At 61.2% G+C, this 23,296-nt stretch carries 19 protein-coding genes; 11 read left to right on the top strand and 8 right to left on the bottom strand.

Annotated features, from left to right (window positions below; translation table 11 throughout):
• The first annotated feature begins 218 nt into the window (after positions 1 to 218).
• From K0V07_RS10415 to fmt, 4 genes are all read left to right on the top strand, one after another.
• Entirely contained in the window at positions 219 to 698 is a 480-nt protein-coding gene (locus K0V07_RS10415; RefSeq protein WP_220621325.1) for an Lrp/AsnC family transcriptional regulator, read from the top strand.
• 138 nt (positions 699 to 836) lie between these two features.
• A complete protein-coding gene (locus tag K0V07_RS10420) occupies positions 837 to 2,012 on the top strand; it encodes an aminotransferase class I/II-fold pyridoxal phosphate-dependent enzyme (RefSeq protein ID WP_220621326.1) in 1,176 nt (391 codons plus the stop codon).
• A 149-nt stretch (positions 2,013 to 2,161) separates the two neighbouring features.
• On the top strand, positions 2,162 to 3,622 hold the full coding sequence (gene der / locus K0V07_RS10425) for a ribosome biogenesis GTPase Der (RefSeq protein WP_220621327.1): 1,461 nt from the start codon (positions 2,162 to 2,164) through the stop codon (positions 3,620 to 3,622).
• Positions 3,623 to 3,756: 134 nt separating this feature from the next.
• Positions 3,757 to 4,746: a methionyl-tRNA formyltransferase gene (gene fmt, locus K0V07_RS10430; RefSeq protein ID WP_220621328.1), complete on the top strand. Its 990-nt coding sequence runs from the start codon at positions 3,757 to 3,759 to the stop codon at positions 4,744 to 4,746.
• 168 nt (positions 4,747 to 4,914) lie between these two features.
• Here the strand turns inward: fmt and K0V07_RS10435 are convergent, their stop codons facing one another.
• The 5 genes from K0V07_RS10435 to K0V07_RS10455 form a co-directional block, all read right to left on the bottom strand.
• A complete protein-coding gene (locus K0V07_RS10435) occupies positions 4,915 to 7,461 on the bottom strand; it encodes an FAD-dependent oxidoreductase (RefSeq protein WP_220621329.1) in 2,547 nt (848 codons plus the stop codon).
• Positions 7,462 to 7,512: 51 nt separating this feature from the next.
• The gene (locus K0V07_RS10440; RefSeq protein ID WP_220621330.1) at positions 7,513 to 7,860 is read right to left on the bottom strand and encodes a winged helix-turn-helix domain-containing protein; all 348 of its coding nucleotides are present in this window, start codon (positions 7,858 to 7,860) and stop codon (positions 7,513 to 7,515) included.
• A 138-nt stretch (positions 7,861 to 7,998) separates the two neighbouring features.
• Entirely contained in the window at positions 7,999 to 8,844 is an 846-nt protein-coding gene (gene modD, locus K0V07_RS10445; protein ID WP_220621331.1) for a ModD protein, read from the bottom strand.
• Between the two features lie 89 nt (positions 8,845 to 8,933).
• The gene (gene nadA / locus K0V07_RS10450; protein WP_220621332.1) at positions 8,934 to 9,920 is read right to left on the bottom strand and encodes a quinolinate synthase NadA; all 987 of its coding nucleotides are present in this window, start codon (positions 9,918 to 9,920) and stop codon (positions 8,934 to 8,936) included.
• 79 nt (positions 9,921 to 9,999) lie between these two features.
• Entirely contained in the window at positions 10,000 to 10,488 is a 489-nt protein-coding gene (locus K0V07_RS10455) for a transcriptional repressor (protein ID WP_220621333.1), read from the bottom strand.
• A gap of 282 nt (positions 10,489 to 10,770) precedes the next feature.
• On the opposite strand from K0V07_RS10455, the gene K0V07_RS10460 reads away from it, so the two are divergent.
• Positions 10,771 to 12,414, top strand: a complete 1,644-nt coding sequence (locus K0V07_RS10460; RefSeq protein ID WP_220621334.1) for a DUF11 domain-containing protein — start codon at positions 10,771 to 10,773, stop codon at positions 12,412 to 12,414.
• Between the two features lie 167 nt (positions 12,415 to 12,581).
• Complete coding sequence (gene priA, locus K0V07_RS10465) at positions 12,582 to 14,837, top strand: primosomal protein N' (protein ID WP_220621335.1); 2,256 nt, start codon at positions 12,582 to 12,584, stop codon at positions 14,835 to 14,837.
• A gap of 227 nt (positions 14,838 to 15,064) precedes the next feature.
• Here priA and K0V07_RS10470 read toward each other — a convergent pair whose 3' ends face one another.
• Both K0V07_RS10470 and K0V07_RS10475 read right to left on the bottom strand, forming a co-directional pair.
• Positions 15,065 to 15,346 carry a DUF167 domain-containing protein gene (locus K0V07_RS10470; protein ID WP_220621336.1) on the bottom strand — a complete coding sequence of 94 codons (282 nt, stop codon included), beginning with the start codon at positions 15,344 to 15,346 and terminating at the stop codon, positions 15,065 to 15,067.
• 4 nt (positions 15,347 to 15,350) lie between these two features.
• Complete coding sequence (locus tag K0V07_RS10475; protein ID WP_220621337.1) at positions 15,351 to 15,800, bottom strand: heme-binding domain-containing protein; 450 nt, start codon at positions 15,798 to 15,800, stop codon at positions 15,351 to 15,353.
• Between the two features lie 164 nt (positions 15,801 to 15,964).
• Here K0V07_RS10475 and hisS point away from each other — a divergent pair, with 164 nt between their 5' ends.
• From hisS to K0V07_RS10500, 5 genes are all read left to right on the top strand, one after another.
• Positions 15,965 to 17,278, top strand: a complete 1,314-nt coding sequence (hisS, locus tag K0V07_RS10480) for a histidine--tRNA ligase (protein WP_220621338.1) — start codon at positions 15,965 to 15,967, stop codon at positions 17,276 to 17,278.
• A 246-nt stretch (positions 17,279 to 17,524) separates the two neighbouring features.
• The gene (locus K0V07_RS10485; RefSeq protein WP_220621339.1) at positions 17,525 to 17,992 is read left to right on the top strand and encodes an IseA DL-endopeptidase inhibitor family protein; all 468 of its coding nucleotides are present in this window, start codon (positions 17,525 to 17,527) and stop codon (positions 17,990 to 17,992) included.
• Between the two features lie 416 nt (positions 17,993 to 18,408).
• Complete coding sequence (locus K0V07_RS10490; protein ID WP_220621340.1) at positions 18,409 to 19,236, top strand: succinate dehydrogenase cytochrome b subunit; 828 nt, start codon at positions 18,409 to 18,411, stop codon at positions 19,234 to 19,236.
• Positions 19,237 to 19,238: 2 nt separating this feature from the next.
• Positions 19,239 to 21,188, top strand: coding sequence for a fumarate reductase/succinate dehydrogenase flavoprotein subunit (locus K0V07_RS10495; protein ID WP_220621341.1), 1,950 nt, complete (start codon positions 19,239 to 19,241; stop codon positions 21,186 to 21,188).
• Positions 21,189 to 21,216: 28 nt separating this feature from the next.
• Positions 21,217 to 21,978, top strand: coding sequence for a succinate dehydrogenase/fumarate reductase iron-sulfur subunit (locus K0V07_RS10500; RefSeq protein WP_220621342.1), 762 nt, complete (start codon positions 21,217 to 21,219; stop codon positions 21,976 to 21,978).
• A 231-nt stretch (positions 21,979 to 22,209) separates the two neighbouring features.
• Here the strand turns inward: K0V07_RS10500 and K0V07_RS10505 are convergent, their stop codons facing one another.
• Entirely contained in the window at positions 22,210 to 23,289 is a 1,080-nt protein-coding gene (locus tag K0V07_RS10505) for a peptidyl-prolyl cis-trans isomerase (protein ID WP_220621343.1), read from the bottom strand.
• Positions 23,290 to 23,296 lie beyond the last annotated feature (7 nt).

Consider the following 23,296-nt stretch of genomic DNA (forward strand, 5'->3'; position numbering starts at 1 on the left):
TACGGAGTCTGTCGTGCCTGTTCAAACTGCTCCTCATGCAAGAACTGCTCGAAGAATGGTGGCTCCTGCTCGGTCTGTCGCAGAAATAGTACAGATACCGGCAGCTCCCATGCGCATTAGTGTTTGATCCGCAGTGAGGCAGGATCTGTCGGCCTCCGCTCAGGATTTTTATTGCTTAGGGGGGAGGAGAGGTCCATAAACACCCCTTTTTCAGCACGATGAATCCGGTCCTAAAACTCCTCCTGGAAGGCGAACCCCTCAGCACTGAGCAGATGGGCGAAGTCCTCGGCATGTCCGAGGTCGAAGTCGCTGTCGAGCTGGAGAAGCTGAAGGAAGAGGGCGTCCTGCTGGGCTGGCGTCCGATCATCAACCCGGACTTCGACGAGGACGTCGTGCGTGCCGTGATCGAGGTCAAGATCAGCCCCGAGCGCGAGGGCGGCTTTGACCGGTTGGCCGAGCGGATCAGCAAGTTTGACCGCGTCGAGACCTGCTATCTGATGTCCGGCGCCTACGACCTGATGCTCGTCATCCATGCCGAGAACCTGAAGCGTATCGCCTCCTTTGTCTTCGAAAAGCTGGCTACGCTGGAGGGTGTCGTCTCGACGGCTACCCACTTTATGCTCAAGGCTTACAAGGAGCAGGGCTACCTCATCGCGCGAGCCGCAGCCCCTGAAGATAAACCCTCGGTCAGCCCGTAGGCCGGTGCCCGTGCACCGTATCCATCATAAGGCTGCCCGCAACGGCGGCCTTTTTTGTTTAAAAGCACCCTCCACTCTCCGCTAACTCCTGACTTGAGCCGCTCCGCAATCCCGCTTTCATAAAACCACCTAACGATCATGTACGACCCTCAGCAATTCGTGGCCAAGCACGTGGCCGGGCTTCCCCGCTCGGGCATCCGTGACTTTTTCGCCATCGTCTCCCAGATGAAGGACGCGATCTCGCTCGGTATCGGCGAGCCGGACTTCATTACGCCCTGGCATATCCGTGAGGCCGCTATCTACGCCCTGGAACGGGGCAAGACCTCGTACACCGATAACCGCGGGCTGCTCAAGCTGCGGCAGGTGCTGGCCGACTACATCGGGAAAAACTTCGGCATGGGCTATAAGCCTGAGAATGAGATCCTCGTCACCGTCGGGGTGTCCGAGGCGCTCGACATCGCACTGCGGGCCGTGATCAACCCCGGCGACAAGGTCCTCTACCACGAGCCCTGCTACGTCTCCTACCACCCGAGCGTGAGCCTCGTACACGGGCAGGCCATCCCGATTGCCACCTCGGCGGCGGATGACTTCGCGCTCGACCCGGACAAGGTGATCGAGGCGTGGGAGCCGGGCGTCAAGGTGCTGATCCTGAACTTTCCGACTAACCCGACCGGCGGCGTGACCGATCGCACCAAGCTCGAAAAGCTGGCCAAGTTCGTCATCGAAAAGGACATCCTCGTGATCAGTGACGAGGTCTACGCCGAGCTGACCTACGAGGGCACGCATACCTCCATCGCCAGCCTGCCCGGTATGCAGGAGCGTACGATCTTCCTGCACGGTTTTTCCAAGGCCTGGGCCATGACGGGCTTCCGGCTCGGCTTCGCATGCGGCCCGGCCCCGCTGGTCGAGGCCATGATGAAGGTCCACCAGTACGCCATGATGTGCGCCCCCATCCTCAGCCAGGAGGCCGGGGTCGAGGCTATCGTCAACGGTGCGCAGAGCGTGGCCAAAATGAAGGAGCAGTACCAGCGCCGCCGCGACTACATCACCCGCCGCTTCAACGAGATCGGCCTGAAGTGCCACGTTCCCAAGGGCACTTTCTACGCCTTTCCGGCGCTCCCGAAGGGCTTCCAGGGCAAGTCGATGGACTTCTGCCAGGGCCTGCTCAACGCCGAGAAGGTCGCTGTCGTCCCCGGCACGGCCTTTGGCCCCAGCGGCGAGGGCTTCTTCCGCGCCAGCTTCTCCAACAGCTACGAGCAACTCATCGCCGCCACCGAAGCCATCGAGCGGTATGTCGGGAGTTTGAAGCTGTAGTTTTTTATTAACCACAGAGGGCACAGAGAGGGATCTATGCAGCATGGGTTCTTACCGTGTTTCATCTGCGTACATCCGTGGCTAAATAAGAAAAACAATTCCTTTGCGTTCTTTGCGCCCTTTGCGGTTAAATCACCCATTACAGACTTATGAACCTTGAACGTAGCGTGGCCCTCGTCGGCCGTCCCAATGTCGGCAAGAGCCGGATCTTTAATCGGCTCGTCGGGCGGCGCGTGGCCATCGTTCACGATATGCCGGGCGTTACCCGCGACCTCGCCACCGAGATGGTTGCGGAGGGCGGTTACATGCTCATGGACACCGGCGGCATCGGCATCAAGCCCGAGATGACCCCGGAGATGATCCATGCGGCGACCGAGGAGCAGGCAGACTTCGCCATCCAGGCCGCCACCCTGGTGCTCTTTGTCGTGGATGCCTCCGAGGGGATGACCACGGTGGACGAGGACCTGGCCAACCAGCTGCGCCGGTACAACAAGCCGACCATCCTGGTGATGAACAAGATGGACCGCCAGGGCTCAAGCACGCACCAGCTGGAGTTCACGCCGCTCGGGTTCAAGCCCGCCTGCGGGGTTTCCGCCGAGCACGGCACGGGTTTTGACCGCCTGAAGGACGCGATCCTCAAGATACTCGGGCCCAAGCCCAAGACCGACGAGTCGGAGAAAAATGAGCCGCGCCGCACGCGCATCTGCCTCGCCGGTAAGCCCAACGTCGGCAAGTCCTCCCTCGGGAACCGCCTGCTCAACTCCGATCGCCTGATCGTGAGCGAGGTGGCCGGGACCACCCGCGACTCCATCGAGGCCGATCTGGACTACACGGCCGAGGACGGCAAGGTGATGCACTTCCGGTTGGTGGACACCGCCGGGCTCAAGCCCAAGCGTAAGCTTGGCTCGTCGCTGGATTATTTTTCGACCATCCGCTCGGAGGAGGCGATCCGCCGCTCCGACATCGTATTTCTCGTGCTCGACGCCATGACCGGCGTGACCAAGCACGACAAGAAGCTGGCCGGGGAAATACTGGAGGCGGGCGTCGGGCTCGTCATGGTCGTGAACAAGTGGGACTACGCGCGCGATGCCTTCCGGCGTGACCCCCCGAAGGGCTACGAGACCGAGTCGGACTTTCGCAAGGTCTTCATCGAGGCCGTCCGCAAGGAGCTGTTTTTCCTGCCTGACTCGCCCGTGATCTTTACCTCCGCGCTGGAAAACTTCCGGGTCGGGGACATCCTCAAGCAGGCTGCTGTCGTGCACAAGACGCTCGCCCGCGATCTGCCCACCGGTCCGATGAACCGCCTGCTCAAGGAGCTGTTCGAGCGTCGCGCCCCGCGTCTGGTCGGCGGCAAACGCTTCAAGATCTACTACGCGGTGCAGACCGGTCACCGGCCGTTCCGCATCCGCCTGTTCTGCAACTCGGAGGAGCGCTTTGACGACAATTACCGCCGCTACCTGGAGTCGAGCTTCCAGAAGGAGTTCCAGCTCAGCGGCTGTCCGATCCGCTTCGAGCTCGTCGGTAAGCCCGACTCTAACCGCAAGGAGCTCTCCATCACCGAGTACCGCCGCCAGGGCCACCGCAAGCCCCGCCGCAAGAAGAAGCAGTAGGCCTGTGATGCTAGCGCATCGCTGATGGCTTAGCCAAGGAGGAGCCATGCCGGGGTGTACTGTGTGCTATTGATGCTGTTGCCCACGCGACGTATTTCTTTGCGTTCTTTGCGCCCTTTGCGGTTAATTTAATCATGTCATCTTTGCCCCGAGTCGCCTTTATGGGTTCCGACGCGATTGCCGTGCCGGTGCTTAAATACCTGGCTGTGGAAGCGGCGGACAAGGTCGCGGTGGCGGGGGTGTTCAGCCAGCCGGACCGCCCGAAGGGGCGCGGTAAAAAACTCCAGCCCAACCCGCTCGCTGCCGCCGCGCAGGAGCTGGGGCTGCCGCTGCTGCAGCCGGAGAAGCCCGGAGCCGCCGAGGCCGAGTGGCTGGAGGCTCAGGGCGTGGAGCTGGTCCTCGTCATGGCCTACGGGCACATCCTGCGTAAGCGTCTGCTGGCCGCGCCTGCGCTGGGGTACGTGAATTTTCACGCCTCGCTCCTGCCGAAGTATCGGGGCGCCTCACCGGTGGAGTCCGCGGTCGCCAGCGGCGAGGCCGAGACGGGCGTCAGCCTCATGCGCATCGTCCCCAAGATGGATGCCGGGCCCGTGCTCGACATGGAGGCCGTCACGATCGATCCGCTGGATACCGGAGCCTCTGTGCGCGAAAAACTTTCCGCCGCCACTGTGCCGCTGCTGGCCCGCAACCTCGATGCGCTGCTGGCCGGTACCGCTGACTTCAAAGATCAGGACGAAGCCGCCGCCACCTACTGCCGCAAGCTGGAGAAAGCCGACGGGCAGCTCGACTTTACCGCATCTGCCGCTGCGCTCGCCGCCCGCATCAACGGGCTCGACCCGTGGCCCGGCTGTTTCTGCGAAGTGGGGGAGACGCGGATTAAAGTCCGTCAGGCGCTGGTGCTCGATGGCGCAGCCTCATCGAATGCTCCCGGCGAAGTGCTAGCCGCCTCCAAGGACGGGGTGGACGTCGCCACCGGTGAGGGCGTGCTGCGCATCACCGAGCTGCAGCGCCCCGGAGGTAAAATGCACCCGGCCCGCGATTTCCTGAGCGGCTTTGACCTGCCCGCTGGCACTCGCCTGAGTGGCGACGAGATGCGGCCGCTGATTTTGCAAGGCCCCCGGTAAGTAGCGTCTGCACGTACAGTCGGGGTAGCGGCCTTTTGGGCCGCGTAGGGGGACTTGTCCCCCTCAATGCCACCGGGTGCAACCCGGCAAGGCGCAGAGAGATTAAGCTCCCTGCGCCCGCGGTATAACTACTGTATCGGTCGGGCACTACAGTGCCCGGTTACTATGCTAGATAAACAGGTTGGTGCCGGTATCGCCGGAGGCCCCGAGGAACTCGGCCACGCCACCCAGCTCGACGCCGTCGATCAGCTCCTCAGCGCGGATGCCCATGGCGTCCATCGACATGGTGCAGGCCACCAGCCGCACCCCCGCCTTCTTGGCCTCTTCCATCAGACCGGGCAGGTTGGGGAGGTTCTTGGCCTTCATGCGGTCCTTCATCATTTTCGTGCCCATGCCTGCCATGTGCATCTGCGAGAGGGGGAGCTTGTTGGCGCCGCGCGGAAGCATCCAGCCAAACATTTTGTCCATGAAGCTCTTACCCTCAACGGCAGGGGCGGCGTCCTTGCGCAGGACGTTGAGGCCCCAGAAGGTGAAGAATATCGTGGCCTTACCGCCCATGGCGACCGCGCCGTTGGCGATGATAAATGAGGCCATGGCCTTGTCCAGGTCACCGGAGAAGCACACCAGTGTGGCGCCTTTGCGCGGGCCGGAGGTGCTGGCGCCATTGCGGGCAGGTGCGCCAGAGGGCCGCCAGCCAGCGGGCAGCACGTCGGTGGAGAGCCGGAGGCGACCCACGACGAGTCCCTTCTCCTTGGCTACATCGAGGCACTCGTAGCCGTTGGCGCGGCAGAAGGCGGGCAGGTCGTTCTTAAACCCGGCGTCGGAGGCGGTGACCTCCAGTATCTGCCCGGGCTTGAGAGCAGTGGCCGCTTCCTTGACGCGCAGGATGGGGCCGGGGCAGGCCATGCCGGTGGCGTCGAGCTTCACGACCTCGCCACCGGAGGCTTCCTGTTTCACCGACGGGGCCGGGGCAGAGCCACAGCAAGAAGGGCCGGAAGGTGCTTGTTCCGGAGCGGTAGGGTCAAAAGAGTCCGTCTCCTTACCGACCTGCTGGAAGGTGGCCTCGACCTTGGCACCGCCGACATGCGAATACACCTCGAAGCCCTTCTGAGCGAGCACACGAGCCGCGAAGTAGCTGGTCTTGCCCAGGGCACAGATCGTGACCACGGGGCGGGTCTTGTCGAGCTCGCTGAGGCGACCGCGCAGCTGCGGGAAGGGGATATTGACCGCGCCGGGGAAGGGCTTGAGGGCGACCATCTCGGCCGGGCGTACGTCCACGAGCTGGGCGTTGTCAGGTGTATCCGAAAGTGAATACAGGGGCTTGACGAAGCCTGAGCGGATGTTGCCGGCGGAGAAGGCCGCGACATTGACTGGGTCCTTGGCTGAGCCAAAGGGCGGGGCGTAGGCCAGCTCCAGGTGCTCGAGGTCGCTTACGGTGAGCTTGCCCTTGATGGCGGTGGCGAGCACGTCGAGGCGTTTGTCCACACCGTCGGGGCCAAAGGCCTGCCCGCCGAGGATGCGGCCGTCGGCCTCGTCCCAGATGAGCTTGAGGGTGAGGTGGGTGGCACCCGGATAGTACCCGGCGTGGTTGAAGTCGCTCACGATGGTCTTGCCGTATTTGACACCGGCCTGCTGGAGGCGCTTCTCCGTGTAGCCGGTGACGCCGGCGGCGACATCGAAGACGCGCACGATGGAGGTGCCGATGGAGCCGGGATAGGGCTGGGCCTGGCCCCCGAGCATAATGTGGTCGGCGGCGGTGCGGCCCTGGCGATTGGCGGGGCCACCGAGGGCGATGGCGACGGGCCCGCCGATGATCGGGTCGGTCGTCTCGGAGGCATCACCGATGGCGTAAATGTCCGGGTCAGAGCTCTGCATGTAGCCGTTGGCGACGATGTGGCCGCGCTGCCCCAGCTCCAGACCGGCGGCCTTGGCGAGGGCGTTCTCGGGGCGCACGCCGATGGAGAGGATGACCATGTCCGTTTCGAGTTTCTGGCCGGACTTGAGCTTGGCGCGGAGGCCGTCGCCGACCTTTTCAAAGCCGTCAATGCCGTCCCCGAGGACGAGCTGGACACCGTTTTCGCGGAGCTCCTCCTGCACGGCCTGGACCATGTCCTTATCCATCTGTGGCAGGACCTGGTCAACGAGCTCGACCAGCGAGACATTCTTGCCGAGGTGGACGAGCTGCTCGGCCATTTCGAGACCGATGAAGCCCGCGCCGATGATGGCCACGTGGCGAGCATCGGAGGCGGCCTCCTTGATGCGGTCCATGTCCTGAAGGTTGCGCAGCGTGTAGATGCCGGGCAGGTCGATGCCGGGCAGCGGCGGGGTGAGCGGGGAGGCGCCGGGGGAGAGGATCAGCTTGTCGTAGGCGAGGTCTTCCTCGGCGCCGGTTTCGACACTGCGCACATGGACGGTGTGGGCCTCGCAGTCGATGGCGGTGGCCTCGGTGCGGTTGCGCACGTCGAGGCGGAGCATGCTCTTGAGCGACTCGGGGGTCTGCACGGCGAGCTTGCTGCGGTCCTGAATCTCGCCACCGATGTGGTAGGGCAGGCCGCAGTTGGCGAAGGATACGTCCGGGCCGCGCTCGATCAGGATGATCTCGGCGTCCTCGTTCAGGCGACGGGCACGGGCAGCGGCGGATGCGCCACCGGCTACGCCACCGATGATGACGATGCGAAGTTTTTGCGTAGAGGGGGATTGGGCAGTTTCACTCATGGCTATTATTCGATTGGTATTTTAAAGGGTTGTTTGAGCCTGACAGGCTTCTTAGTGAGTGGCGCTTGCTTTGCTGTCGGCGGCCTCAGGCTGCGCCGTTCCGAGCGTACACTGGAAGCTGTGGCAAAAGGCTTTGATGTTATCGCAGTCGAGCGAGTAGCAGACGCGTGGGCCGCAGCTCTGGGCGGTCAGTAGCCCGGCCTCGCGCATGGCGCGCAGATGTTGGGAGACCGTGGCCTGGGCCAGCGGAAGGGCCTCGACGATCTGGCCGCAGGAGGCCTGGCCGTGCTCCTGCAGAAAGGTCAGGATCGAGATCCGTGCCGGATGCGAAAGCGCGCGGGCGAAGTCCGCCAGGGCAACCTGCTCGGGGGTGAAGATGTCGTGATTCGGAAAAGGCATGATAGGTAAATCGTATATCGTAAATTTACGATAAATGGAAAAACGTCAAGACGGACAGCAAATTTTTTCATGAAATATGCGAAGCCGGGCGCAGGGCTAAGTGCTAACCCGCTTACTCCATGTCGGGTAGGGCTTTGGTCAGAGCGCTTCGATCTCGGCCTTGATGTCGGCGGGTTTGCCGAAGTACAGGGCGCTGGTCACGATCATGTCGACACCGGTGGCAGCGTAGTCGGCGCAGTTATCGAGGTTGACGCCGCCCGCGATGGAGACTTTGACGCCGGGGCACTCGGTATGGACGGTCTCGGCGACCTGCCGGGTGTCCGCGAGGCTGAGCTTGTCGAGCTGGACGAGATCAACGCCGCCGCGCGCCAGCTCCAGCGCACTCTCGACGTCGTGCGCCTCGGCAGCGATGAGCTTTTCGCCAAGCTGCGTCTTGAGGGCGGAAACTTTTTTCAGAAATTCACTACGTCCGCCGATGAAGCGCAGGTGCTCGTCGAAGACCAGTACGCTCTCGGAGAGGCCGAGGCGGTGGGGGAAGGCGCCCCCGGCGAGAATGCCCTTGATGGTGAGCTTGCGGGCAAAGGGGATGCTCTTGCGTGTGGTGACGACGACGAGCTGCGGATTTACGGCGTGGACCTTATCCACCATCGTGCGTGTGCGGGTGGCTACTCCCGAGGCATGCTCAAGCAGGTTACCGGTGACACGCCAGGCAGCATGCACGGCGGCGGCCGGGCCCCGTGCCTCCAGGATGCAGGTGCCCGCATCAGCCTGCGTGCCAGTGGGCAGGCTTATGGTCACGGCCAGCCCGAGCTTTTCGAGGATGCGTCGTGCCTCCTCGGTGGCGCAGATCGTCGTGGGCTGGCGCGTGATGTAGCGGAGCCGTCCGGGCTGTTCGCCGATCTCAAGCAGGGTGGAGGTCAGGTCGAGGTAGGGGAGGTCCTCGCGTATTAACTGATCAATGTCTTCGTCGCTGAAGTAAAGCATGGCTGAGCCCGCATGCTTAGCGAATGCACTGCGCCAAGGCGAGCGATATCCGCTGCTGGGCTTGCACAGCCCGGAAAAGCAAACAGCACTTACGCCTTTGACCAGTCGAGCATGCGCTTGATCGGGTCGTAGGCCTTGGAGCGGACGGACTCCTCCATGGTGATCTCGGGGGAGAGGTCGCGCAGGCAGTTGCGGAGCTTTTCCACCGTGTTCATCTTCATGTAGCGGCAGTCATTGCAGGCACAGGTCTCGGTGGGCCCGGCAATGAAGATCTTACCGGGGATCTCGCGGCGCAGGCGGTTGAGCATGCCGGTCTCGGTGGCGACGATGATCTCGCGCGAGGGATGCGTCTTGCAGAAGCCGATCATCTTCTCGGTGCTGCAAACTTCGTCGGCCATATCGCGGACGGCCTCGACACACTCGGGGTGGGCGACGACGGGTGCGCCGGGATACTGCGCCTTGACCTTCTCCAGCGCGCGGGCAGTGAAGAGGACGTGGGCGTAGCAGCTACCCGGCCACAGGCGCATCTTGCGGCCCGTCTGGCGGGCGACCCATTGGCCGAGGTTCTGGTCGGGGACGAAAAGAATTTCCTTATCTTCGGGGATCTGCTCGACGATTTTGACGGCATTACCGGAGGTGCAGATGACGTCGGAGAGCGCCTTGACCGCAGCTGAACAGTTGATATACGCGACGACGTAGAGGTCCGGGTTGGCCGCGCGGTAAGCAGCGAGCTTGTCCGCCGGGCACGAGTCGGAAAGGGAGCAGCCGGCCTCCAGCTCGGGGAGGAGCACGGTCTTGGAGGGGTTGACGATCTTCGCGGTCTCAGCCATGAAGTGCACGCCACAGAAGACGATGACGTCGGCGTCGGTTTCGGCGGCGTTGTAGGCCAGTCCGAGAGAGTCGCCCACGTAGTCACCCACGCGCTGGATGGCGTCGATCTGATAGTTGTGAACCAGGATGACGGCGTTGCGCTCTTTTTTGAGCGCGAGGATTTCCTCCTGAATCGCGCTGAGGGGCTCTTCGGGGCCGTTCAGCGAAGGGAGGGTCAAGGGTTCGAAGTCAAGCGTCTCGCTCATAAGAAAGGATGAGTAAAGGTGCTTCAGGGCCGGTACGCAGTCAAGTGCCGGGTCAGATAAGCGACTAAAGCAGGTGGCTTTACTTGGCAGCGCGTTCGCAGACGCCGGTGTCGGCGCGGAACAGGCAGTGCGCGGTGACTTGCAGTCGCTGTGAATCGGGCTTCATGTTGAGCTTATCACAGACCGTTTTCCCGTACCACTCCATGAAAGGCGCATCGACCTCGAAAATCTTACCACAATCTTCGCAGATGACCTGCGCCTGAAAGGTGCGGGCCTGGCGGTTGGAGTGGTAGTACTTGTTGTCGTGGCCGACGTCGATCTCGCGGATCAGGCCGCTCTCGGTCAGGATGGGCAGGGAGCGGTAAACCGTGGCACGCGAGACGGAGTCGTCAAGCTGGCGGGAACGGTCCAGCAGGTCCTCTGCCGTAAAGTGGTCATTGAGCTCGAAGGCGGCGTCAAAGATCGCCATGCGCTGATTTGTCACACGCAAGCCCTTGCTGACCAGGAACTTCTTAAAAGTATCCCGGGGGTTTTCGATTTCTACGGATTGCTCGCTTAACGCCGTCATCTTTTTTAAATGAGACTAAATTGACACAAGCGGGAAGGGGGGTCAAACGGGAATTAACTCGGGGAGTGTTTTTTTCTAAAAATGAGTGGCTTAAGCGTGTACGGGGTTCGTCGATTTAAGGGGTTTTTCAACGTCCAGATCATGCCGCAGACCGCTATGCATCATGATTTTGGGAGTTGACACTCATAATTATCACAGGCTTGATTGCTAATTACGTGGCCGTGTGCTATCCCTAGTGCTTCGGCTTCTTTTAACCTAATCAAAAATCAAACAAAGATCGCGATGAAATTGTCACTCACTCTGCTGAAGTCTCTCTGGGTCCCCGGGGTACTGTCAGCTGCTCTATTCCTCACAGGTTGTGAATCCACCAAGACCGTCGAAGGTCCTGATGCTTCCGCCGGCCCCGAAGGTAACGTCCACGGCTACTCTCAGGTCGAAGGCAAGGCTGTCCAGACCAAGGCCGACAGCACCAAGGCCGCCGACAAGTCTGTTATTTACGAAGACGACCTCGTCGTTGTCAGCAAGCAGTACCTCTCCGGTTCGATGGCTGGCAGCCCGTTCACGTATAAGATCAACGTCAAGGCCAAGCAGCCCGTCACCAATGTTGAGGTGAGCGAAATGCTGCCGGCTGAGATCAAGTACCAGAGCTCCGACCCGAAGGCCAGCCTCGACCAGTTCGGGATGCCCAGCTGGGATCTGCCCGCCATGAAGGCCGGCGACTCCAAGGACATCACCGTGACCGTGGTTCCCTCCAAGATCGGTAACTTCGAAGTTTGCAGCGTTGTCCGCGCCGATCCGATGCTCTGCCTGCCGATCTTCGTGGGTAAGCCCGAAATCACCCTGGCCAAGGTTGGCCCGGCTACCGTTGAACTCGGCAAGGACGCCACCTGGACGATCACCGCCAAGAACACCGGTAACGCCTACGCCGACAATGTCGTGATCACCGACAAGCTTCCCGCTGGTTGGACCGCCAAGAGCCCGATCTCCAAGAACGTTGGCTCCCTCGATCCCGGCCAGAGCGCCACGATGACTGTCGTCGCCACCGCCGACAAGCCCGGCAAGTTCGTCAACACCGCCACCTCGACCTTTGCACAGGGTGAGCCGGTTGTTGCTACCGCTCCGGTCCTCGTCCAGCAGTCCAGCCTGACCATCACCAAGAAGGGCCCGGCTACCGGCTACATCTTCTCTGACGTGCCGTACACCATCACCGTCACCAACGACGGCGACACCACCCTGAACAACATCGTGGTTACTGACACGCTGCCGGACGACTTCGTGATCGAAGGCCAGCTCAAGAGCGCTACCGTCAAGGACAAGGATACCGGCGGCAAGACCATCGTTCCTTCCATGGACCCGACCCGCAACGTGTGGGGCTACTGGCGTCCGGGCGGCAACCCGCAGACCGACGACTCGGCTGACGAGATCGACTGGACCATCGACAGCCTCGCTCCGGGTGCTTCCAAGACCTTCACGGTCAATGGTTACGCCACCCGCCCGATGACCACCACCAACACCGCTACCGCCACCACCGGTTCCATCCAGGAAACCGCTTCGGCCAGCACGGTTTGGAAGGCTGTCCCGGGTATCCACAGCAGCATCCGCGACTCGATCGACCCGATCCAGATCGGCCAGGAAACCACCTACACGCTGAACGCTCTGAATCAGTCCTCGTATGAAACCTTCGCTGTCACCAGCCAGAAGGTCATCATCCCGAGCCAGCTGAAGATCGTTTCGGTCAGCGCCGGCGGTGTCATCTCCGGTCAGACTGTCACCTTCCCGCAGGTCTCCCTGGCCCCGGGTAAGGAAGTCACCCGCTCGATCACGGTCCAGGCTGTTAGCGCCGGTACGGTCACCACTAAGGTGGAAACCATGACCAGCTTCCGTGACGATCCGGTCCTCGACCAGGAATCGACCACGATCTACTAAGATCTGAGTCAACCCTAGCTTTCGAGAGCCCGCAGCACACGCTGCGGGCTCTTTTTTGTCTGCATCTTAGATGCTGCACATCAGGCGTTACCTGCCGAACTCATGTCTGTAGATGCAACGCGCGGAATAGAGTTGAAGGACGCGCCCGGCTTTCGCCATGGTGGGATATGGCTGAGCCTTCCGCGCATATCGTCGACGTCCTGCCCTTCGGGGGGCCGGAAAAGCCGTTGGCGTACGCGGTGCCCGCGAAGCTCAAGGGATACGTCGGACCGGGGGCGTTGGTACGCGTGCCGCTGCTGAACCGCTCGCGCCTCGGTCTGGTATGCGAAGGGCTGACGGAGGAGATCGACCCCAAGCGGTTGAAGTTCGTCCATGATGCGCTCTACGATGATCCGGTGGTGACGCCGGATTTGCTGCGGCTGGCGCAGTGGCTCGCCCGCTACTACGCGGCCAGTCTGGAGAGTGTGCTGGAGACGATCGTACCGGCTCCGGTGCGTGCCATCATGGCCCCTAAGACGACACGCCTGCTTGCCCTGGCACAGCGTCCTGCGCCGGAGGAGATGGATGCGCTGGCCCGCCGGGCTCCGCGCCAGGCCGAGTTGGTAAAGTTTCTTGAACAGCAGTCCGGTCCCGTGCCGCGCGGACTGCTCATCAGCCGCCTCAAGTTGACGCCCGGCTCTTGCGATGCCCTGGTTAAAAAGGGTATCCTGAAAGAAGTGCTGCAGGATGAGGCCCGCGAGGCTTACACGGATGAGTTGGCCGAGGATGAGGCGCTGCCGACGCAGGAGGTCACGCTGACCGAGGAGCAGGCGGCTGCCGTGGCGGACGTTGAGCAGAGCCTGGAGGCGCGCGAGTTTCGCCCGCATCTGATTCATGGTGTGACCGGCTCGGGTAAGACCGAGGTGTACCTGCGCGCGCTTGAGCGTGTGGTGGACGAGGGCGGCAGTGTGATTTTTCTGGTGCCGGAGGTGGCGCTGACCCCGCAGACTGTCGGGAGGCTGCGTTCACGCCTGAGTAAGCGCGGACAAAAGGTCGTGGTCTGGCACAGTCACCTGAGTGCAGGCGAGCGGGCCGACGGCTGGATGGCGATGGCGCGCGGCGAGGCAAGGGTAGTGGTCGGGGCACGCTCGGCGATTTTTGCTCCGTTGAAAGACCTGCGTTTGATCATCGTAGACGAGGAGCACGAGCCGGCCTACAAGCAGGCTGAGAGCCCGCGCTATCATGGGCGCGATGTGGCCGTGTACCGGGCGATGCTCTGCAAGGCCGTCTGCCTGCTGGGCTCAGCTACACCTGCGCTGGAATCGCTTTATAATGTCGAGCTCAAGAGCTACCGGCTCAACCGCTTGAGCAGACGCGTGGACGACCGACAGCTGCCGACCGTGCATCTGGTGGACATGAAGCGCGAGAAGCTCAGCTCACACGGGGCGGCCACGATCTCAAATATGCTCGCAGACAAGCTGCTGGACCGCTTCGAGAAGCAGGAACAGTCGATTCTCTTTCTCAATCGTCGAGGCTACTCCACGCGGATGATCTGCCCGGAGTGCGGCTATGTGGCGGAGTGCCCGCACTGCAGCGTGACACTGACCTATCACCGCTCCGATAATCGCCTGAAGTGCCATGTATGCGGCTATCAGGAGCGGCCGACGCCGCGCTGCCCCAAGTGTGGCTGCTCGAAGTACCGGGGCGTGGGATTCGGGACGCAGCGGATCGAGGAGACCGTTCAGAAGATTATCCCACGGGCTCGTATCATGCGTCTGGATACAGATACGATGAGCAAGAAGCATCTGTTCCGGAAAATTCTTTCTGATTTTCGCACCGGTAAGATCGATATCCTCGTCGGCACACAAATGCTGGCCAAGGGGCTGGACTTCCCGAATGTCACGCTGGTGGGCATGGTGGATGCCGACATCGCACTGCACGTGCCGGACTTTCGTGCGGCCGAGCGGACCTTCCAGCTGCTCGTGCAGGTGGCCGGGCGTGCCGGGCGCGGCGACAAGGCCGGGGAGGTCATCGTGCAGACCTTTATGCCGCATAGCCCGCCCATCCAGTACGCGCGGCGTTCGGACTTTGAGGGCTTCCTCGAGGAGGAGCTGGAGCAGCGCCGGGAGTTTCACTACCCGCCGTTTCGGCATCTGGTGCGGCACCTGTTTCGGGGGCGCAACCCGGAAAAGGTCGGCTTCTTTGCCGAGCAGTGGTCCCGCCGCCTGGAGGAGCATCTGGAGAAGCTTGATCACAACGTGGAGATTCGCGGGCCGGTCGCCGCGCCGCTGGAGAAGGTCAAGGACACCTACCGCTTCCACCTGTGGTACTTCGTGGGCAACGTCTCGAAAATCCTCCCCGACATCGTCGCGCTGAGGAAAGACTTTCCTATGGACGAAGATATCGTCGATGTGCTCGACGTGGACCCGGTGGATCTGGTCTAGGCAGGACATAGTCCTGCACCTGTGATCCTTTGGATCACTCTGGCATTTTCAGGAGAAAATGCCATGAAGCGTGGCAACGAGCTCACAAGTATCAATGGTGAGCCCCAGATTTGATGTCCTGCTCATTTTCGTAATCGCTTACACGATGCGCAGCATCGAAAGTGCAGGGTCCGGCTGGACCAGCAATCAGCCTGCCGCGGGTGCGGGGCGCGTAGCCCCGCAAAAGCTCACGCCTGGTCCAGTCGCTCGCGGACCTCGGACTGGCTGAGGCCGTCGATCTGGAAAACCTTACTCGGGCTGGTGTCGCCGGAGAGCAGGTGTATCGAGGATTCGGATACGTCTAGCCACTTGGCCAGCAGCTTGGTCACAGCCTTGTTGGCCTTACCGCGTTCGGGTGGGGCCTGCGTCTTTATCTTGAAGGCCTCGCCCAGCCAGCCTGCCGCGGCATCGCGGGAGGAGGAGGGGACGACCTTTACGGCCAGGCGGCTGGATGGCGCAGGGGAGGGCACGGGATCAGTCGAGCCCGAAGGTTGCCTTCAGACCGGCGGCGAGCTCCTTGCGCTCCTCGGGGGTGAGCTTGGCTTCGGGGTGCATGGGCAGGTAGCTTTCGAGGGGCATCCAGCCCTCCTCGACAGCTTCGGCAGATTCATCGACGCCGTGCCCGTAGTTTTTCTCGTTGATGTTAAAGTCTGAGCGACCCTCCTCGACATGGTGGGCGATCCAGGCAGAGACGGGGTAGATCTTCGCGTACCAGGGCCAGACGGTTTCGTTACTGTGGCAGTCGGCGCAGGCACGGGTGAAAAGCTCTTTGGTGCGGGGGGAGTTCCAGTTCGGTTCGTTTTCGACCGGGGGATTTGTCTTATTGACGGGGATAAACTGGATGCCGATGAAAACGAGAACGACGACGAAGAATAGATTACGCAGGGCCTTTTTCATGGAGAACATTGTCCAGCTCAGGGGCATTTAGGCAAGAACGGGTTACCTGTTCGGGGAAAATAAGTCGTTGATTGAGACTGTGTTTCAAAACAAAGCGCTCGGCGCGAGGCGTTTTTAAGTCTGTGTTTTCAGGGGGCGCAGCGTGTTTTTACCGTTGCCAAACGGGCGGTGGCGGCATGCTTTGGAGCGCTATGTTTCAGACTCTGCCCGGTTTTCGTGAGTTTTACCCGGAGGATTGCGCGATCCGCAATTACATCTTTGGCGTGTGGCGTGAGACGGCGCTGCGCTTCGCCTTCCAGGAGTTCGACGGCCCGCTGCTGGAGCCGCTGGAGCTGATCACGGCCAAGAGCGGCGACGAGATCGTCAGCCAGCTCTTTAACTTTGAGGACAAGGGCGGGCGTGCGGTGACCCTGCGCCCCGAGCTGACCCCGACGCTGGCCCGACTGGTCGGCGCCAAGGCCGGCAGCATCAAGCGTCCGGTCAAGTGGTTCGGGATCGCCGAGAATTTCCGCTACGAAAAGCCTCAGAAGGGCCGGCTGCGCTCGCACTACCAGCTCAACGCCGACATCCTGGGTGAGTCTTCTCCCGCGGCCGACGCCGAGGCCATCGCGCTGCTCATCTCGACGCTGTGCGCCTTTGGGCTGAGCGAAAAGGAATTTGTCCTGCGCCTGAGCGACCGCGACCTGTGGCTGCTCCTGCTGGAGCAACACGGGCTGACGGGCGATGTCGCCACCGGCGCGCTCAACGTCATCGACAAGATGGAGCGCGAGTCGCCGGAGTCCCTGCTCAAGATGATGCAGGGTAAGGGTGTGCCCGCTGCCGAGGCCGTGCTGGCTGACGCTCAGAAGCTCGTGGCCTGCACTTCACTCGAAGCGGTCGAAGCGTTTTTCGCGGACCGCGGGGGCGACGTCAAAAGCGGTGACCGTGTCTCGGCCCGTCTGGACCAGTGGCGCGAGTTGCTGGCTCATCTCGATGCGATGGGATTCGCCGGGTTTATCCGGGTGGACCTCGGGATCGTGCGCGGGCTGGCCTACTACACGGGGTTTGTTTTTGAGGCCTTCCAGACGGTGGGTAAGGGCCGCGCGCTGGCCGGTGGTGGTCGCTATGACCACCTCGTCGAAAAGCTCGGCGGCCAGCCGATGCCAGCCGTTGGCTTTGGCATGGGGGATGTGACCCTGCGTGACCTTCTGGAGGATCGTAAGCTGCTGCCCGACCCCAAGCCCGAGCTCGACGGCTACGTCGTGGTGGGCAGTGGCGAGGCCGAGCGCCGCGCCGCGCTGCGCGATGTGGCGGCTCTGCGTAAGCAGGGCTTCAAGATCGACCACCCGCTCAAGCAGCAGGGCTTTGGGAAGCAGTTCAAGACCGCCGGTGCCTCCGGGGCACGCTTTGCGCTGATTTACGGCGAGGAGGAAGTCGCTCAGCACAAACTCAAGCTCCGCAACCTCGCCAGTGGCGAGGAGGGCCTCGTCGACTTCCCCGAGATGGTGAAGCAGATGGGGGCGTAGGACGTTGGCGCTTCAGCCTGTCGCAACAGGCGCCATGCAGGGTCCATGCTTCAGGTGATAGTATATTATCATCTGTTGTCGTGGGAACCATTTGTATACGTTGTCTAGATGATTTTCCTTATTCCTTCTCAGGTGTAGAGTGGGTTGAGCTTGGCGTAATTAGTCTTTCGGATTCGCTAAAAAGCCCGATGGATTTTTTTACAAAAAATGCTACACTATGAATTAAGCCTGTAACTGCCCCATCCCATGACCCTTAAAAAACTTATCCTGCTTTTGCTGCTCGCTGGCGTGAGTTACGCCTTCTACGGCTACGTGACGACTCAGTTCAGCCAGCCTGCGATTGCCTACAAGCGCTATGTCTCGGCTCTACTTGCAGGGGACAGCTCGCGGGTGCAGGATGTGATCGGCTCGGATCAGGCGCAGCAGGCCTTTGCCCTGCATGATGCCCGGATGGATAATCTGGCGGGTGAGCCACGCCTGACCTGGTACGAGTTTTTGCGGCGGCAGGACTCCGTGGACGGGAATACCGTACAGCTCGTTGTGCTCTGCCACATCCGCGTCGACCCCGCCGGGAAGGATACCTATATCGGCTCCGAGGATCGACGGGAGCGCCACTATGTGACGCTGGTAAAGGAAGACTCATCCTGGAAGGTCGCCAAGTTCGAGGATTCCTCGACCGCTGCTCATACCGCTACGGTGCTGAAGCGACGCTGATTTTGACCCTGTTTACACCGTCAGAAGGCGTGTTTTTACCCCATAGCGGATAACGGCGTAATATTAGTTTTTTTCACAAGCAGCGGTTGGCAGGCTGATTGCCTGTGCTAATGCTACGAATCTGCTCCGAATCGGGCAGGGGAGGGGGATAAAGTCGCTCCCAAGGAGAGGTTTTTCGCGGTCGTATGGGTCTGTGCCGCATCAGCATTAGAGCACGTCGGAATTGGGCTCTAGATAGAATTGAGACCCATTCGCATTGCTAATGCTGCGCATTGATAAGCTAAACTGATTTTATGCAAGGAGTGTTCTTATATTAAGCATTCATGCTTTACTACGGTTGCATCGACTGGGTGTGTCGTTCAAGTTTCAGCATAAGCAAAGGTTATGGGATTCGCCCATGACCAGTCGCGACAACCATGAGTGCTGCCAAGAAAGTAATTCTCCCTTCGCTGGTCAAAAAATACCTGATGGCTGGATCAGGCATTATACTGGTGTTATTCGTCCTCGGACACATGCTGGGTAATCTCCAGTTCTTCGGTCCCCCGGAGATGATTAACGCCTATGCCTACCACCTGCATCACCTGCCCGGAGCCCCGGTCACCCTGTGGCTGATCCGTGCCTTCCTGCTTGCGTGTGTGGTCGTCCACATCGCCATGGCAGTTCTGCTGGTGAAGGAAAACCGGGAAGCCCGCCCCCAAAACTACGCGAAGCAGGGCTTCCGCGAATCCGACTACGCTGCGCGTACGATGCCGATGAGCGGGCTGATTATTCTGGCCTTCATCGTCTTCCACATCCTGCAGTACACCGTGCGCGTCGTGCCGGAGCACTATAACGCCACCATCGGGCAGGCCCCGGTGGAAGTCGCCCACATGCAACTGGAGTACTTTGATGTGTTCGCAATGATGGTAAAGGGCTTCTCCAGCCCGATCGTCTCGATCTTCTACATCATCGCAGTTGGTCTGCTGTGCGTGCACCTGACCCACGGGGTTTCGAGCATGTTCCAGTCCCTGGGCGTTCGTAACGAACTGTGGCGCGGCCGCCTGAAGTGCCTCGCCTCGGCCTACGGGTTGTTCGTTTTCATCGGCTTCGCGTCGATCCCGGCTTCCGTGCTGTTCTTCGGCCACGGCAAGACCTACCTCGCCGAAAAGGAAGCCGAATGGGCCGCAGCCCCGGCAGCCGAAGTCTCCGTCAATGACGCCCCCGGCGCCAACACGCAGTTCGTAACTTTGAACGAAGGACGCTAAGCATGAACCTCGACTCAAAAACTCCCGAAGGCCCGCTGAGCGAAAAGTGGACCAATCACAAGGGGCACAACCTGAAGCTGGTCAACCCGGCCAACCGCCGCAAGTACCACGTGATCGTGGTTGGCTCCGGTCTCGCCGGTGGTGCCGCTGCCGCCTCGCTGGGTGAGCAGGGCTACCAGGTTTCCTGCTTCTGCTATCAGGACAGCCCGCGCCGCGCGCACTCGATCGCCGCTCAGGGCGGGATCAATGCTGCCAAGAATTACCAGAACGACGGTGACAGCGTTTACCGCCTCTTCTACGACACGATCAAGGGCGGTGACTACCGCTCCCGTGAAGCGAACGTCTACCGCCTGGCTGAAGTCAGCAACAACATCATCGACCAGATGGTGGCGCAGGGCGTTCCCTTTGCCCGTGAATACGGTGGCATGCTCGACAACCGCTCCTTCGGTGGCGCGCAGGTCTCCCGTACGTTCTACGCCCGTGGCCAGACCGGCCAGCAGCTCCTGCTCGGTGCATACCAGCAGCTGAGCCGCCAGATCGGCCTGGGGCAGGTGAAGATGTACAACCGCCACGAAATGCTGGACCTCGTCCTCGTCGACGGCCACGCCAAGGGCATCATCACCCGTAACATGGTCAACGGCAAGATTGAGCGCTGGGCCGCCGACTGTGTCGTTCTCTGCACGGGTGGTTACGGTAACACCTTCTTCCTTTCGACCAACGCTCAGGGCTGTAACGTCACCGCTGCCTACCGTGCCTACAAGCGCGGCGCCGGTTTCGCCAACCCTTGCTACACGCAGATTCACCCGACCTGTATCCCGGTCCACGGTGACCAGCAGAGCAAGCTGACCCTGATGTCCGAGTCGCTCCGTAATGACGGCCGCATCTGGGTGCCCAAGAGCAAGGAAGCCGCTGAAAAGATCCGCAAGGGCGAGCTCGATCCGGGCAGCCTCTCTGAGGACGAACGCGACTACTACCTGGAGCGCAAGTACCCGAGCTTCGGTAACCTCGCCCCGCGCGACATCTCCTCGCGCTCGGCCAAGGAAGCCTGTGACGACGGTCGCGGGATCGCCCCCGGCAGTGGCCTGGGCGTGTTCCTGGACTTCCGCGATGCCATCAACCGCCTGGGTGAAAACGTCATCGCCGAGCGTTACGGCAACCTCTTCGAAATGTACAACCGCATCACAGCGGCCAACCCGTACAAGACGCCGATGATGATCTACCCGGCCGTCCACTACACGATGGGTGGTCTCTGGGTGGACTACAACCTGGAGAGCAACATCCCCGGCCTGTTCGTCGGTGGTGAGGCTAACTTCTCCGACCACGGTGCCAACCGCCTCGGTGCCTCCGCCCTCATGCAGGGGCTGGCCGACGGTTACTTCGTGCTGCCCTACACGGTGGGTGACTACCTGGGCCGCTGCGGTATCCACTCCGCCGGTACGGTCAAGAGCGACGCTCCCGGCTTTGCCGAAGCTGAAGACGAGGTTAAGGCCAAGATCAGCCGCCTGCTCAGCATCAAGGGTAAGGAAAGCCCGCGCAGCCTGCACAAGCGCCTCGGCGACATCATGTGGCAGTACTGCGGGATGGCCCGCGACGAGGCCGGCCTCAAGAAGGCGATCGAGATCATCCCCGAGCTTCGCAAGGAGTTCTGGGAGAACGTCAAGGTCGTCGGTGGCGAAGCCGAGCTCAACCAGGAGCTGGAACGCGCCGGTCGCATCGCCGACTTCCTGGAGTTTGGCGAGCTTATGTGCCGCGACGCGCTCATGCGCGACGAGTCCTGCGGTGGTCACTTCCGCTCGGAGCACCAGAGCCCCGAGGGTGAGGCTGTCCGTAACGACGACGACTTCGCGTTTGTCGGTGTGTGGGAATATCAGGGTGACGACAAGGCACCTGTCCTTCACAAGGAAGAGCTCGTCTACGAGGAAGTGAAGTTCACGACCCGTTCGTACAAGTAAGGCCATTAATCATTAGCAAAGTTTTACTATGGATCTGCACCTTAGAGTCTGGAGACAGAAAGACAGCGAGACGCCCGGCAAGTTCGCCAACTACGAACTGAAGGACGTGAGCGAAGACTCCTCGTTCCTGGAGATGCTCGACATTCTGAACGAGCAACTCGTCGCAAAGGGCGAAGAGCCGGTGGCCTTTGACCACGACTGCCGCGAAGGTATCTGCGGGATGTGCTCGCTCGTTATCAACGGCATGGCCCACGGTCCCGAGCGGGCCACCACGGTCTGCCAGCTGCACATGCGGCACTATCACGACGGCGACACCATCACGATCGAGCCGTGGCGTGCGAAGCCCTTCCCGGTCATCAAGGACCTGATCGTGGACCGCACGGCCTTTGACACGATCATCCAGGCGGGTGGCTTTATCACCGCCCGTACCGGTAGCCCTCAGGACGCCAACGAGATTCCGATCGCCAAGCCCATCGCCGACAAGGCCATGGACGCGGCGGCCTGCATCGGCTGTGGTGCCTGTGTGGCAGCTTGCCCGAATGGCGCGGCTATGCTCTTCACCTCGGCCAAGTGCTCGCAGCTGAACCTGCTCCCGCAGGGGCAGCCCGAGAAGGACCGCCGCTCACTCGCCATGGTCAAGGCCATGGACGAGCAGGGCTTCGGTAACTGCACGAACTACGGTGAGTGTCAGGCCGTCTGCCCGAAGGGAATCACGCTCGACTTCATCGCTCAGATGAACCGCGACTACGCGGTCGCGCGTGTCCGCCACTTCTTCGGCGCCGCGATGTAAGGTTCTTTCAAACCTTTACCCCAAACCAAGTGACGTCGGTTCGCCTTTGTGCGGCCGACGTCATTTGTTTTTTAGGGGGGTAGGGAAGGGATAAAACAAGAAAGGCCGGAAAGAACGGAAAGGGGCGAGCGCCCAGACTTTCGTTCTTTCCGGCCTTCCTGTATCGGACCTGTTCACCTGAACAGACCCCAAAGCGGGGAGCGCTCGGCTCGCGGTTACTTTGTTACCGGCTTAGCTGTCGGCACCGTTGGCGCCGAGCTTCATCTGCATGGTGCCGGGGGAGCTTCTCATGCCGCCGGCTTCCTTCAGGAAGTACTTGATGTAGGCATTCTTGCGCAGGCGTTCGATCCAGCGTTGCTGGGCCTGGCGGGCGAGCTGGGCGGTGATCTCCTGCTCGATGTCGCCGCGGACTTTCTCCAGCTCCTTGATGCCGGCCTCGCGCTTGTCCTTGACCTTGAGGATGTAAATGTAGTCTTCGACCTGAATGGGCTGGGAGTATCCGCCCTTATCGAGGGCAAAGGCCTGGTCTGCGAGTTGGGGGATGAGGTCGGCGCGGTTGATCCAGCCCCAGTCGCCGCCTTCGTCGCGCTGGTCATCCTGGCTGTAGGTCTTGGCCAGCTCGGCGAAGTCCTCGCCAGCTTCGAGCTTTTGGATGATTTCGTTAGCGGTCTGCTGGAGCAGGTCGGGATTTTCCCCGGCGATGGGCACGAGCATGATCATGCTCAGGTCCACGCCCTCCTCCTCAAAGTAGCGGCTCTTGTTCTTCTGGTAGTACTCTTCGATTTTCTTGGGGCTGACTGCGGTCTGGGAGGGCAAGGACTGCATGCGCATGTAGGAGACGATGATGTCGTCCTTGAGCTGATCGCGGAAGTCCATCTCGCTTTTTCCCTGAATCCGGAGGAAGTCGAGGAAGGCCGAGCGGTCACCGTTAAATTCCTTGGTGATGTAGTCGTCGTACTCCTTCTGGAGGTAGGTGTCCGGGATGTGGGCGCCCTTGTCGTAAAAGTCGCGGATGATGAGGATGCGGTCGACGAGGTTCTGGAGGATTTCGCGGGTGACGATGGCGATGTTCTTGTCGAACTCAAAGCGCGTGCGCGAGTTCATGCGGATCTGGGGGATGAGTGGGGTGACTTCCTTGCGCAGCTCCTCCAGCGTGATGATCTTGTCCTCGACCTGAGCGGCGATCCCGTTGGTAAACTTGAGGTCCCACTGGTTTTTCTGGGAGGCTTGGGGGTTCGCCAGTTGCGCGTGCAGCCCGTATGATGCGACCATGAGACCGGCGCAAAGGGTGAGGGTGGAAAACTTCATCATGCGGATA

The organism is Ruficoccus sp. ZRK36 (assembly GCF_019603315.1).
GTDB lineage: Bacteria > Verrucomicrobiota > Verrucomicrobiia > Opitutales > Cerasicoccaceae > Ruficoccus.